At 43.5% G+C, this 13,392-nt stretch carries 9 protein-coding genes; all 9 read left to right on the top strand.

Features of this window, described 5'->3' with window-relative positions; translation table 11 throughout:
- The first annotated feature begins 309 nt into the window (after positions 1-309).
- The 9 genes from O0550_RS11375 (at position 310) to O0550_RS11335 (ending at position 13,392) form a co-directional block, all read left to right on the top strand.
- Positions 310-1,326 carry a FecCD family ABC transporter permease gene (locus tag O0550_RS11375; protein WP_396125764.1) on the top strand — a complete coding sequence of 339 codons (1,017 nt, stop codon included), beginning with the start codon at positions 310-312 and terminating at the stop codon, positions 1,324-1,326.
- Positions 1,326-2,348 carry a FecCD family ABC transporter permease gene (locus O0550_RS11370; protein WP_035318025.1) on the top strand — a complete coding sequence of 341 codons (1,023 nt, stop codon included), beginning with the start codon at positions 1,326-1,328 and terminating at the stop codon, positions 2,346-2,348. The genes O0550_RS11375 and O0550_RS11370 overlap by 1 nt, the downstream gene beginning before the upstream one ends.
- A gap of 1,018 nt (positions 2,349-3,366) precedes the next feature.
- Entirely contained in the window at positions 3,367-4,665 is a 1,299-nt protein-coding gene (locus tag O0550_RS11365; protein WP_101668273.1) for a hydroxymethylglutaryl-CoA reductase, read from the top strand.
- Positions 4,658-5,584, top strand: a complete 927-nt coding sequence (locus O0550_RS11360) for a UbiA family prenyltransferase (RefSeq protein ID WP_003337633.1) — start codon at positions 4,658-4,660, stop codon at positions 5,582-5,584. Before O0550_RS11365 ends, O0550_RS11360 begins: the two co-directional genes overlap by 8 nt.
- A 21-nt stretch (positions 5,585-5,605) precedes the next feature.
- The gene (locus O0550_RS11355) at positions 5,606-8,284 is read left to right on the top strand and encodes a PEP/pyruvate-binding domain-containing protein (protein ID WP_258426347.1); all 2,679 of its coding nucleotides are present in this window, start codon (positions 5,606-5,608) and stop codon (positions 8,282-8,284) included.
- Positions 8,277-9,419 (top strand): BtaA family protein, encoded by a 1,143-nt coding sequence (locus tag O0550_RS11350; protein WP_258426346.1) that lies wholly within the window; start codon positions 8,277-8,279, stop codon positions 9,417-9,419. Before O0550_RS11355 ends, O0550_RS11350 begins: the two co-directional genes overlap by 8 nt.
- Positions 9,416-10,735 (top strand): diacylglycerol/polyprenol kinase family protein, encoded by a 1,320-nt coding sequence (locus tag O0550_RS11345; protein ID WP_258426345.1) that lies wholly within the window; start codon positions 9,416-9,418, stop codon positions 10,733-10,735. Before O0550_RS11350 ends, O0550_RS11345 begins: the two co-directional genes overlap by 4 nt.
- 33 nt (positions 10,736-10,768) lie before the next feature.
- On the top strand, positions 10,769-11,797 hold the full coding sequence (locus O0550_RS11340; RefSeq protein ID WP_101668268.1) for a GNAT family N-acetyltransferase: 1,029 nt from the start codon (positions 10,769-10,771) through the stop codon (positions 11,795-11,797).
- Complete coding sequence (locus tag O0550_RS11335) at positions 11,794-13,392, top strand: AMP-binding protein (protein ID WP_258426344.1); 1,599 nt, start codon at positions 11,794-11,796, stop codon at positions 13,390-13,392. The genes O0550_RS11340 and O0550_RS11335 overlap by 4 nt, the downstream gene beginning before the upstream one ends.

Here is a 13,392-nt window from a genome sequence, read left to right as displayed (position 1 = left end):
AGAATTACTGAATCGCTTGTGGTCTTCGATTAGACCTCATTTTTTCTATGTAAAAGTAGTAGAAGATATGATACTATCATTTGAGAATGATAATCATTGGTGTAAAAAGAGGCGCTTTTTCAAGGGTACTGTACTGAAAAAGAGGCTTGTTTCTGTTTATAAGGAATCCATGATACATACGACAAGGGGGCAGATGCATCTTTTTTCAGACAGATCATTCATAGAAATCAATAGATAACAGGATGAATTTTACAAAGGAATGATAGAGTAATGGTATCCCACGAATCACACAATGAGCAGGACGGGGCAATGAAACAGCTAAAGCACAAATCTAGACCCGCAATTGCTCTTATCATGATTATTGGTTTGTTCATAGCACTTGTTTTTGTAATGGTGGCTTCAATCTCTTTGGGAGCAGCAGATATTGATTTTTTGACAGTGTGGTCAAGCATTGTTTCTTTTAATCCTGACCTAACCTCCCATCAGATTATTCAAGAATTACGCTTGCCTCGGTCAATAGCCGCAGGTTTAGTAGGGGCTTTTTTGGCTGTATCGGGAGCTATTATGCAAGGCATGACCCGAAATCCCCTAGGGGACCCGTCCATTATGGGTATAACGAATGGAGCGGGGTTTGCGATTGCGCTGGCCTTTGCCTTTTTTCCAGGTCTGTCAAACATAAGCATGATGGGCTTTTCTTTTATGGGAGCAGGATTAGGTGCTGGTTTCGTATTCGCTGTTGGATCATTGTCTAAAGGGGGGTTAACTCCCGTAAAATTAGCACTGGCTGGTGCAGCGGTAGGCGCATTACTTACTTCGTTATCTTCTGCCATCGCCATTCATTTTCATGTAGCTAAGGATATAAGCTTTTGGTTTGCAGGAGGGGTGGCAAATACGCCCTGGATCAGTGTCGAATTGTTATGTCTTGTGGGGGCTATAGGGCTCCCGATTGCTTTGCTATTAGCGCGTTCTATTACGATTCTTAGTCTAGGTGAAGATGTTTCGAAAGGCTTAGGACAACGCAATTTTATCATTAAAGTGATTTGTACCTTGGTGGTGCTGCTACTGACAGGAGCATCTGTAGCGGTAGCTGGTTTTATTGGTTTTATTGGGCTGGTAATTCCACATATAACACGTTCATTAGTAGGAGTAGATTATCGCTGGATTATTCCTTGCTCCGCTTTACTAGGAGCACTGTTGCTCATTGTATCTGATATTGGTGCTCGTTTAGTAAATGCCCCTTTTGAAACGCCAGTGGGGGCTGTGACTGCCATTCTAGGAGCACCGTTCTTTCTATATTTGGCTAGACGTGAAGGGAGGGGCTTATAATGCAAGTACTGCAAAAAGGAAGAAAAAGCCCCTGGGTAGTTCTTGGATTGATTACATCGTTGATCATCGTAGTATTTTTTGTCAGTCTACATTTAGGAGTTATTCGCATTGCACCCTTGGATGTCATAGTAACCTTGTTTGGATTTGGAACAGCGGATCATCAGTTGATATTATTTGAGTTCCGGCTACCACGGATGGTTATTGCTTTATTAATTGGAGCTGGTCTTGCTATTTCTGGAGCTATTTTGCAAAGTGTCTCGCAAAATGAATTAGCTGAACCGGGAATTATCGGAATTAATTCTGGAGCAGGCTTGTTTGTCGTTATTTATATTTATCTATTTAGTGGCTCGATGACAGCCATTGGCACCATGTCTATTTTTATATTGCCAGTAATAGCATTACTAGGAGCTTCGCTATCTGCCTTTATCATTTATCTATTAGCATGGAAAAATGGTGTGACTCCGACACGGCTGATTTTGGTCGGGATTGCTTTGAACGCAATATTGGGTGCATTCTTAATTGTGTTCCAGCTTAAAATGAACGATACAGATTTTATGAAGGCTATGATCTGGTTGTCCGGGAGCATTTGGAGTACGAATTGGACATATGTACTGGCTACACTTCCGTGGATTGTTTTTCTTATTCCTTATACCATGTATAAAGCACGCTATTTAAACGTGTTGCATCTAGGCGATGATATTGCTGTGAGTTTAGGGACGAATGTGGAGAGGGAACGAAGATTGTTACTAGCAACGGCTGTTGCGTTAGCAGGTGCTTGCGTGGCGGTTGGAGGAGGAATATCGTTCCTTGGTTTGGTTGCTCCTCATCTGGCTAAAAAAATGGTAGGGCCGAAGCACCAGATTTTAATTCCTACGGCTGCACTGCTTGGAGCACTTCTTTTACTCTCTGCCGATACGATTGGACGCAATATCTTAGCTCCATCTGAATTACCAGTCGGAATTGTAGTATCTGCCTTAGGGGCTCCTTATTTTATTTATTTGTTAATGAAATCGAAGTCATAGACAGATTTTCCACCAATTATACATTTTAAAAGACGTATACGAGGCTCCAAATAGGAGACTCTTCAAGCTAACAGGTTATCGAGTAAAAGATAACCTGTTTTTTGTACAAATTAGTTCTTTCTTCCTGTTCTTAGATAGGCAGGGAAAGCACTGTTGCTTGTTACTTGTAGTCGAATTACATTTGAAAGTGAAAAAAGTGAAAAAGAATGTTACTAAATGTCAATAAATTGTAAAAAAATATATATTATGTAAAAAGAAACTTGATTTACATTTAAGGTGTAACGTTTTTCCAGAAACAAGCAAAGAATCTCAGTATCAATATGTTGCTGAGAGCTATCTTGTTCTAAGAAAAAAGGTTAGGATTGCATGTCTTGCGAACAAGAATCTGGGCTTACTATGTTCAGGAAGTGAGAATTACAAAAAGTTGTATTTTTTGACATATTGTGCTAGTATTCAGCAAGGGTAATTTTAAGTGTTCAGAATAGATTCCCTAAAGAGAGGAGGAATAATAGCTTTTCTAGCAGTTTCGCATTGTTTAATTTTTTGTAATAACTCATTTTTGTGTGGAAAATGATTTTTGTTATTGCGTAATTCACTCATTTCTAGCAGATTCAGCGGTCGTTTTTTGTGAGTCAGATTTGCTTACTAGGTTTATAAAATTGTATCGTTGTCGCTTGAATTAATAGAAATTTCTTAATTGGGTTTTTAAGGAGCGAACTAATCCCCCACAACCCACTTAGGATAAGAAAAATGTATCGTAAAACACCAGTTTTTTGAACAAGAGAAACAATCATATTGAATCTGATAGGCAAAGATAGACAAAAAGCAAGGCTATTCATTTGGATAGTAGTATAAATTGTGCTTGGTACTGGTTTCTTATGACAGGAATTTTGCTAATATTAAAAATTTTATGTAGCTCTTTCATCCAGAGGCTCTCCATTCGCAAAAAAGCTTGGGAGAGGCTCATTTAAATAATTCTAGAACTATACCAGTGCCATATTGCAAAGGAGATAAAACGATGAAATGTTCAACTAGTAAAAAAGTAGATAATCACATGCTGCGTAGTGTTGATGACAATCAATATCAGGAGCATTTTGCTACCGACGATAGCCCCCTTCCAAAACGTGTACCCGGGGGAGCAAGAGTTTCGTCCAAAGCTATCGAGTCTAGATGGGAATTACTGTCGGTTCGACCTGAGGCCAAGGAACAATTACTAGGCAATCAAACCGTAGACCAACTTGAGTTGTATCAAAAAAACATTGAGAATCTGATCGGTACAGTCAGTATTCCGGTAGGCTTGGCTGGTCCTTTACGGATCAATGGTCTTTATGCCCAAGGTGATTACTATATTCCTTTAGCTACTACCGAGGCTGCTCTCGTAGCTTCTTATAATCGCGGTGCGCAGGTCATTAGCCAAGCAGGTGGATGCAGAACCGTGATTTTGAAAGAAGCAATTGGGAGGACCCCTGGCTTTATCTTTGAGAGCGTAGTAGAGGCGAGTCGATTTGCTAACTGGGCGGTTTTTGAATTTGATACCTTCCGCGAGGTTGCCCAGAGCACAACAAACTTTGGTCAGCTTATTAGAATGGATCATATGATCGAGGGTAACTACGTGTATCTCATTTTCGAGTTTTCAACTGGAGATGCATCTGGACAAAACATGGTAACGATCGCAACACAAGAAATCTGCAACTATATTCGACAGCATTCACCAGTTCCGTTCAAGAATAGCTTTGTTGAAGCGAACTTTTCGGGAGACAAGAAGGCTTCTGCAAAATCTTTCATGACCGTGAGAGGGAAAAAGGTTTGTGCTGAAGTGGTATTACCTGCAAAATTAGTTCGCCAACGCTTCCACACTACTCCTGAAAATATGGAAAAGTACTGGAGAATGGCATTTGTAGGTGGAGTTCTGCAAGGCATGATTGGTTCCCAAGGTCATGTAGCTAATGGTTTGGCTGCCTTGTATCTAGCAACAGGACAAGACGTTGCTTGTGTATCTGAATCGTCCGTTGGCGTTACACGATTCGAACTGACAGAAAATGGGGACCTGTATGCATCGATAACGTTACCGAATGTTATTGTGGGTACGGTGGGCGGAGGTACAGGGTTGCCGAGTCAAAAGGCATGCCTTGAAATTATGGGACTTTCAGGTGCTGGACATGTACACGCGCTTGCGGAGGTATGTGCCGGTCTAGTTTTAGCCGGGGAACTGTCGATCATCGCGGCATTGGCCGCTGATGATTTTACTAGAGCCCATCATAAGCTTTCTCGTGGCACAGACGGAACAGCTCAAGGGATGGTGAAGCAATATGTCTAATGTGAGCTATCAACAGCTTTCTTGGTCGAGACGTTGGTGGATTTATCAGCGGGAGAGATTTCCCGTTGTTCAAAATGGAATCGTGGTCGCTGTATTCAGTATATCTACGATGCTTTACTCTTCTATTCTGAGAAACGGGTCTTCACCCAGTTTCCAGTCGCTTGTAATTGGTTTCTTGTCGACTTTTTTGTTCTTTTTGCTGTTGCGCATTGCTGATGAATTTAAGGACTTTGAGGAAGACTCCCGATTTCGTTCGTATCGGGCTGTTCCGCGTGGGGTTGTAACCCTGAAGCATCTCGGAGTGCTTGGTGTTTTCATAGGACTTCTTCAACTTGGTATGGCATATTGGTTGTCTCCAAAGCTTATTTTTTGGTTAGTGCTTGCATGGGGCTATCTAGCTTTAATGAGTAAGGAATTTTTTGTCAAGGAATGGTTAAAAGCTCACCCAATTATTTACCTGCTGTCCCATATGGTAATGATGCCGATGATTGTGATGTATATCGTGGCATGCGACTGGGTGACAGCTTCAGATACAATTCCTTCTGGGCTTCCTTGGCTTTTACTAGCCAGCTACGGAAACGGAATCATTTTGGAGATCGGGCGCAAGATTCGAATCCCCGAGGATGAGGAATATGGTGTCGAGACCTACAGCTTTTTGTGGGGCTACAAAAGGGCAACCTGGATATGGGTGGCCGTTGTGTTTTTGACATCTTTCGTGGTTTGGATGGCTTCCGTACAAGTGGGTGCTGGCCAAATCGTGATGTGGTGTGCTGGATTAAATGTGCTGATCGCAGTTTGGATGGCAGTGACGTTTCTTAAATCAATGACAACGAAAGTAGCACAGGCTATAGAAAAAGTTTCGGGTCTACTCATTATCTTGCTGTATCTTAGCCTGGGACTTGTTCCACTTTTATTTTAAGTGAAAAGGAGGTTATAGCACATGACGTATATTTTACAAATGAACCGTGCAGAGGAGAATGAGCTGCAAAAGATGGGCGGTAAAGCTCGTGCCCTCGCTTTGCTGGGACAGGCAGGTATGGTGATTCCCGAGTGGTTTGTTCTTATACCAGAGGCTTTTATGGAAAGTGTACCCAAAAGTCTTATGGAGGAGTTAAAGGGAGCGGTCCTTCAATCAGAAGAGGCAGTCACGCGAGTTTTAAGGCACATTACTTTAGAACCGAATGTGGAAGCGATGCTAAAAAAAGAAGTTGAGATACTTTGCGCAAACAATGAATTGGTGGCTGTCCGTTCCTCTGCATTAGATGAGGATGGGGCTGAACACTCCTTTGCTGGACAGCTAGAAAGCTACTTGTTTGTCAAACCAGAGGATGTGCCAGCTAAGGTGCTTCAGGTCTGGCGATCTGGCTTTAGTCAACGAATCTTGACCTATCGAAAAGAAAAGGGGCTTAGCTTGCTGCCCCAGCCACCAGCAGTTCTTATCCAACGAATGGTTGACTCAGAAACAGCCGGGGTAGCATTCAGTGCAGATTCCTTGACGGGACAAAGAAAAATTGCCATCGTGGGGGCCTTGTACGGGCTTGGAACAGCGCTAGTATCAGGGGAATGCGATGCAGACACGTATAAAGTGAATCGTAATGGGGAAATTGTGGAGCGTGAAATAGCGACAAAGCTGATTGCGCATCGTTTCTCAATGGAAAGCGATGAGGGCGTGGAGAGTGAAGAGGTAGCGGTTGAGAAGGCAAATCAGCCAGCCCTTACAGATGAACTAGTGCGATCTGTTGCAGAGCTAGCCCGCCGTTGCGAACGCTATTTCGGACGACCTCAGGATATTGAGTGGGGAATTCAAGATGGAAAGCTCTATCTCTTGCAATCACGTCCAATTACCAACCTAGCGGATATGATTGACCCTGATGATGAGTTTAATCTATGGGATAACAGTAATATTTCAGAAAGCTATGGCGGTATCACAACCCCCCTGACATTTTCATTTGCCCGTCACGCCTATGCTGAGGTATACAAGTCGTTCTGCCGAATAATGGGGGTTTCCGCTGAGGAGATTGTTAATCGGGATTCCGTGTTCCGTTGCATGATTGGCCTTGTCAATGGACGAGTGTATTACAACCTGCTGAACTGGTATCGTTGTCTGGCACTGCTTCCTGGTTATCAAATGAATCGAGGCTTTATGGAACAGATGATGGGGGTTAAGGAAGCACTTCCCCAGCAACTGACGGATAATGTTCAGCAGCAGGTAAGCATGCAAGACAAACTAAAGGATGCAATGCGTCTTGGTAAGACAATTGTTAAATTGATTGGCAATTTTAGACGTTTGCCGAAGACGATCGACGTTTTTTACCAACGCTTAAACAATGCGCTTGGTATTACACGCCCAGACCTGCAACAATACAGTACAGTCGAGCTAGCCAACTACTATCTGAAGCTACAAGGTCAGCTTCTAACTCGTTGGGATGCCCCATTGATTAATGATTTTGGAGCTATGATCTACTACGGTTTATTGCGAAAGCTGACGACTAAATGGTGCAATGATGAGGATTCTACCCTACAGAATTCACTGCTCGCAGCAGAAGGTGGCATTATCAGTGCAGAACCAGCAATGCGTATGAAAAAGCTGATGAAGCTAACGAACCAAGATGCCACCTTCATCGACATCCTCTGCAATGGCACTCTAGCAGAAATCATGAAGGAAATGGATCGATTCCCTGCATTTAAAGAAGAGTACGAGGCTTATTTGGACAAATTCGGAGATCGTTGTTTGGATGAACTCAAGCTAGAGAGCGTTAATCTGTTTGACAACCCGCTTCCGTTGTTGCGCTCTATTGGCCATCTTGCATCCCGTCCCGCCCCAACTGAGATGGGACCAAGCGAAGAAGAAATAAGACGCATGGCAGAGGAGCAAGCATTTCAATCTATCGGCTTCAATCTGTTTCGTCGAGTCCTTTTTCGCTGGGTACTTAAAAATGCGCGATTGCGCGTTCGTGATCGGGAAAACCTACGATTCGAACGAACACGGGTCTTTGGTCGTTGCCGTTCCATCTTTCTAGAAATGGGGCGTCGCTTTTATGCACTCGATCTGCTTGACGATCCCCGCGATGTATTCTATTTGGAAGTGGGAGAATTGCTAGGTATGGCAGACGGAACTGCAACATGCAGCAACCTAAAGGGCCTAGTAACACTGCGAAAAGCTGAATTTGAAAAATATCATGAAATGGATGTGCCTGAGGATCGCTTTGAAACGTATGGCGTCATTTATAAAGGTAATACGTTTAAAGCGAAAAGCCCTAAAGAACCACTGACAGGGGATGTGATGAAAGGAATCGGTTGTGCGGCGGGTGTCGTACGTGGTCCGGTTCGTGTGGTTACGGATCCCCGTGATGTGACGTTGCTTCCAGGAGAAATCCTTGTAGCTGAGCGGACTGATCCAGGCTGGATTGTGCTTTTCTCCTCAGCAGCCGGATTGCTGGTCGAACGTGGAAGTCTGCTGTCCCATGTATCTATTGTTTGTCGTGAGATTGGTATTCCAGGAATCGTTTCTGTAACTGGTTTGACTCGATGGTTGAAAACAGGAGATTGGGTTGAATTTGACGGTAGTACAGGGGTCATTCGTAAGATCACCCCGGAGGAGGGATCGATCAGTGCCTAGTAATATTGGAAATCTCGTTCAGAAAGTAACGATAGATGCGCGCCCCAAGCTAGCTAGCGAAGTTGACTTTTCCTTAATCCGTTATGCCCAGTGCTGGGAGGATGCTGACATCCTCCTAGAGGCACTAGATATTCAGCCTGGAGATAACTGTTTAGCTATCGCCTCTTCGGGGGACAATGCACTAGCGATGCTAAGCAAGTCGCCAGAGCGTGTTGTTGCACTAGATTTGAGCCATGCACAGCTTGCCTGCTTGGAATTACGCGTGGCAGCCTATTCTGCTCTGACACATACTGAACTGTTAGAACTTATGGGCTCAATCCCAAGTAACCGGCGAAATGAACTATACCAAAAATGTCGCAAGCAGCTCACACCGCTAGTAAAAAACTATTGGGATTCTCAATCAACCGCTATAGAATCTGGGATTGGAAGCATTGGGAAATTTGAGCAGTATTTTTCAATGTTTCGCGATTCAATCTTACCTCTTGTCCATTCTCGCTCTCGCGTGGAAAAGCTTCTTCAGAACCGCACGCCAAAGGATCGCCGCACGTTTTATCAAAAAGAGTGGAATACGTTACGCTGGAGATTGATGTTCCAGTTCTTTTTTTCCCGATTTGTCATGGGAAGGCTAGGGCGTGATACCCGTTTTTTCCGCTATGTAGAGGGCAGTGTAGCAGCAAGGATTCTACAAAGAGCCCAATATGCCCTAACTGAGCTTGATCCTATGCAAAATCCTTATCTCCAGTGGATTTTACAAGGACGACATAGTCATGCATTACCGTATGCATTAAGACCTGAAAATTTTGATGCTATACGAAACAACCTGCATCGAATTGAATGGCATTGCTTATCAGTTGAAGAGTATTTACAGCATGTGGGCCAAAACGCATTTGATAAGTACAATCTGAGTGACATTTTTGAATATATGTCCGAAGACCAATATGAAAATTTACTGAAGGTTTTGGTACAAGCGGGGAGGAAAAAAGGACGACTGGCTTACTGGAATATGCTGGTTCCCCGAAGTCGCCCTGCGAGCATGGAGGAGTCACTGCGTCCACTCACCAGCTTGAGTCAGGAACTTTTTAAGCAGGATAAGGCTTTCTTTTACAGTGCGTTTGTACTGGAGGAAATCATATGAGTGGTATTATTCCCTTACATCCATGGTTCGGTATTGTGCTGCTGCTTTCCGCCATAGCATTGTTGATTGCAGGATTGCGTTTTTACCAAGTCAGGTACCAGCCTGATCCAGAATGGGTTCGTAAGCTTTTTCATATGAGCTCCGGTACATTCGCATTGATTGCTCCATGGCTTTTTGGTCAGGATTGGCCTGTATTGGTTGTGTTAGGGTTTGTCGCAATTGTTCTTTTTCTTTTCCGAGTTACTCGGCTAAAGAATGGACCCGGAAAAATCTTATCTGATGTTTCGCGTTATTCATTTGGTGAGATGTACTTTGTGATGAGTATTGCGATTCTTCTCCTTTTTACGGAACAAGAAGAACGGGTTTTGTACAGTATTTCTCTCATCATTCTCACGTTAGCTGATGCGATCGCTGCTCTTGTCGGCGTTCGCTACGGTCAGGTGAGATACGTAGTTCCCGAGGGTATGAAGAGCATAGAAGGGTCATTTGCCTTCTTTTTAGTTGCTTTTTTATCGACTCACATCACCTTATTTTTGTTTTTTCCGATGGACGGAATGGCTAATTTAATGATTTCTATTACAGTGTCACTGTTAACCACTTTAGCTGAGTCCGTTTCCTGGGGCGGGAAGGATAATTTAGTTGTACCAATTGTGAGCTTTATGATGCTCAAGTTTCTCATCGTAAAGGACAATGCCCATTTGCTGTTGGCGCTCACTCTAGCACTCTTACTGTTTATCTTGCTTGAAGCATGCAGAAGAACGAAGGTCGTGTGTCCACAGGCTTTGATGGGAATATCAGTCATTTCGTATGTGAGCTGGGCTATTGGTGGAATAGACTTTCTATTGGTATTACTGCTGCATTCCGTGTCATCGCCCATTATTTTGAAGAGTTCAACAGAGCTGTTTTCCAGCAAAAAAATAGGCCTATTCATCGCCACATATACAATGAGTTTTGTATGGTTATTTTTGTACCAGCAAACACAAAGTGAGGTTTTTTTCTTCGCATTCCTGATCGGTCTATTGGCCCAATCCATTTGTTTTAGTCTCACGGAAATCTTTCAGTCGTCTCAGAAAAGGCATCTGTTAATTTACCTTTTTTTAAACATTTTGAAAAACTGGGGGCTGACATTGACGGCTTTAGTGCTTCGTTCAGGTCTAAGCAGCGAAGTAGTTGTCCATTCGATTTGGGCGGCCGTAAGCATGCTTATGGCCAGCGGTATTTACTATCTCTTTGTCTTTAAGAGGTCGAAGGCAGCCGTGTTAATCCAACCAATATGCGCAGCGGTAGGTTCTATTTTGGGAATTCTGCTTTTTTAATGATCAGCGAAAAGAGTAGGGGGAATATTCGACATGTTAAAAGCAGTACAGGTTACGAATACCGAAATGAAGGAAGAGTTTTGCTCACTACCGGGGCCTTCTGCAAATCGGATCGATTCTCTAGACGAATCGAATGCTGATACTCACTGGATGATACTAGACAAGAAAGGAGTAGCTGCACGCTGTTCACTATGGTGGTCAAACGTACCAGCATATCAAGATCATCAGGTTGGTGTAATAGGACACTATGCAGCTCGAAATGCTCCTGCAGCAAGTGAGCTACTACAACTGTGTTCAAGAGAATTGGCTAAAAAGGGATGTACAATCGTGATAGGCCCAATGGATGGAAATACGTGGGGGACTCACCGATTGGTTACGAAAACAAAAGGAGATCTTCCTTTCTTCCTTGAGCCAAATACACCCTTGGAATGGGCAGATCATTTTACACAGGATGGCTTCGAACCGCTATCTCACTATATTTCGCGTATTGTTGATCTCGATCATAGAGATTTGGGCGAAGCGGGGCAGGAGTATGAGAAAAAACGGTACAAGCAACTGACACAGCATATGAATGAACGCGGCATTCGTATCCGGCAGTTGGATTTGACTCGAATCGATGAAGAGCTTACACGAATCTATGAACTCTCGATACGAGCTTTTCATCAAAATTTTTTGTACACCGAGATAAGTGAAAATGAATTCTTGAAACAATACACAAAGATTGTTCCATATATTAAGCCAGAACTGGTTTTGTTAGCCGAGCATGATGATCGACTGGTCGGCTTTATGTTCACCTTACCAGATGTGATGCAAGCCCAAATGGGAAAGGCGGTCGATCAGGTAATCTTAAAGACGCTGGCTGTTGATCCAGATTACCAAGGGTATAAAATAGGCTCCTTCCTCGTAAAGGCAGTTTACGATTTGGCTCAGAAGCTAGGTTATCAACGTGCGATTAATGCGTTAATGATCCAAGAAAATCGATCCACAAGGTTTAACGCGAATGAAGGCTACATTCTTCGTGATTACACCTTATTTGCTAAGAAATTGGAGCGGGAAGCATGAATATCTTTGAAATTGTCAAACCTCATATTCAAAATTGCCCCAATGCGATCGCGATACAGGATATGCCAGACAAAGATACCCGTCAACTAACTTTTGCCGATCTGGACAAACGTTCTGCTCAAGTCGCAGGGATTTTCAAGAAACAAGGGTTAGTGGCAGGTGATACGGTTCTACTCTTTTATCCAATGTCGATTGAGTTGTATATCACCTTAGTAGCAATCTTCAGACTTGGATTGATCGCGATGTTTCTTGATCCATCTGCTGGTAAAAATCATATTGAACGATGCTGTACATTAAACCCACCTAAAGCGTTAATTGCAAGCCCAAAAGCCCAACTATTGAGGCTGTTATCCCCAGCTATTCGAAAAATTCCGCAAAAATTTGTGATTGGGAGGAGATTGCCTGGAGCCATTTCTTTAACCTCACAAACCAATGCAACAGAGTACAGTCAATACCACTCATGTCAACATGACACGCCTGCGCTCATCACCTTTACCAGCGGTAGCACTGGGGAGCCAAAAGCGACTGTGCGGACTCATGGATTTTTAATTGATCAATACGAGGTGCTCCGGCGCAGTCTTGACATGCAAGCTGGAGCAATCGATATGACAACACTACCTATTTTTGCTCTGTGCAATTTTGGGGCTGGGATGAGGAGCATTATTCCCAATGGTGACCTGCGCCGGCCAGGAGCGATTGAACCGGGTCCCGTCATTGCTCAGCTCCAAAAACAACATGCTCAGAGAATCGTAGCTTCACCAGCGTTTTTTGAACAACTGTTGGGGTACTGTGAAAAACACGACATCGTTCTAACAGAGCTTAGATATATCTTCAGTGGCGGTGGACCAGTATTCCCACGACTCATGTCCAGATTACAACGGATTGCTCCAAACGCTCGCATAATGGCCGTATATGGGTCCACCGAGGCTGAGCCAATTGCAGAAGTAGATTGGAACGATATCCATACGAATGATCTTATTGCAATCAAGTCAGGAAAAGGTCTTTTAGTAGGAACCCCTGTTCCAGAGATTCAGGTACGGATTGTTCGTCATCAGTGGGCCAAACCGATTGGTTCTTTATCCAGTACAGAATTTGAAAACATCTGCCTGACTCCTGAGGAAGCGGGAGAGATTGTGGTCACAGGTCCACATGTACTTTCCGGATATTTGCATGGAAGAGGAGATGAAGAGACGAAATTCCGCGTGGATGGAACAGTCTGGCATCGAACCGGGGATGCTGGGTACTTTGACCAAACGGGAAGATTATGGCTTCTGGGAAGAGTAGCCGCACGAATTAAAGATGAAAGGGGAGTTTTGTACCCTTTTGCTGTGGAGAGCGTGTTATCGTTTGATGAGTCGATCGGACGAACTGCTTTAACACAATATCGCGGTCGTCGTGTATTAATTGTGGAAAGAAATAGTAAGAGCTACATGACTGCTGAATTGGCTGAAATGCTAGAATGGGCAAACCTCGATGCCATTATCTATATGGATCAGATTCCAGTTGATAAGCGGCACAATGCAAAAGTGGATTATAGTCTTTTGAACAAGGCATTGGAACAAGGAAAATTTGAGCAACAAACTATTTCCGTTTGA

Origin of the sequence: Brevibacillus halotolerans, assembly GCF_026891775.1 — a bacterium.
Classification (GTDB): domain Bacteria; phylum Bacillota; class Bacilli; order Brevibacillales; family Brevibacillaceae; genus Brevibacillus_B; species Brevibacillus_B halotolerans.
The sequence above is the reverse complement of the archived record's forward strand: the minus strand, read 5'-3'. Positions and strand labels throughout refer to the sequence as shown.

Excerpts from the sequence above, each read along its gene's own strand:
- O0550_RS11375 (WP_396125764.1), top strand. The coding sequence starts at position 310 with ATGAAACAGCTAAAGCACAAATCTAGACCCGCAATTGCTCTTATCATG.
- O0550_RS11370 (WP_035318025.1), top strand. The coding sequence starts at position 1,326 with ATGCAAGTACTGCAAAAAGGAAGAAAAAGCCCCTGGGTAGTTCTTGGA.
- O0550_RS11365 (WP_101668273.1), top strand. The coding sequence starts at position 3,367 with ATGAAATGTTCAACTAGTAAAAAAGTAGATAATCACATGCTGCGTAGT.
- O0550_RS11360 (WP_003337633.1), top strand. The coding sequence starts at position 4,658 with ATGTCTAATGTGAGCTATCAACAGCTTTCTTGGTCGAGACGTTGGTGG.
- O0550_RS11355 (WP_258426347.1), top strand. The coding sequence starts at position 5,606 with ATGACGTATATTTTACAAATGAACCGTGCAGAGGAGAATGAGCTGCAA.
- O0550_RS11345 (WP_258426345.1), top strand. The coding sequence starts at position 9,416 with ATGAGTGGTATTATTCCCTTACATCCATGGTTCGGTATTGTGCTGCTG.
- O0550_RS11340 (WP_101668268.1), top strand. The coding sequence starts at position 10,769 with ATGTTAAAAGCAGTACAGGTTACGAATACCGAAATGAAGGAAGAGTTT.
- O0550_RS11335 (WP_258426344.1), top strand. The coding sequence starts at position 11,794 with ATGAATATCTTTGAAATTGTCAAACCTCATATTCAAAATTGCCCCAAT.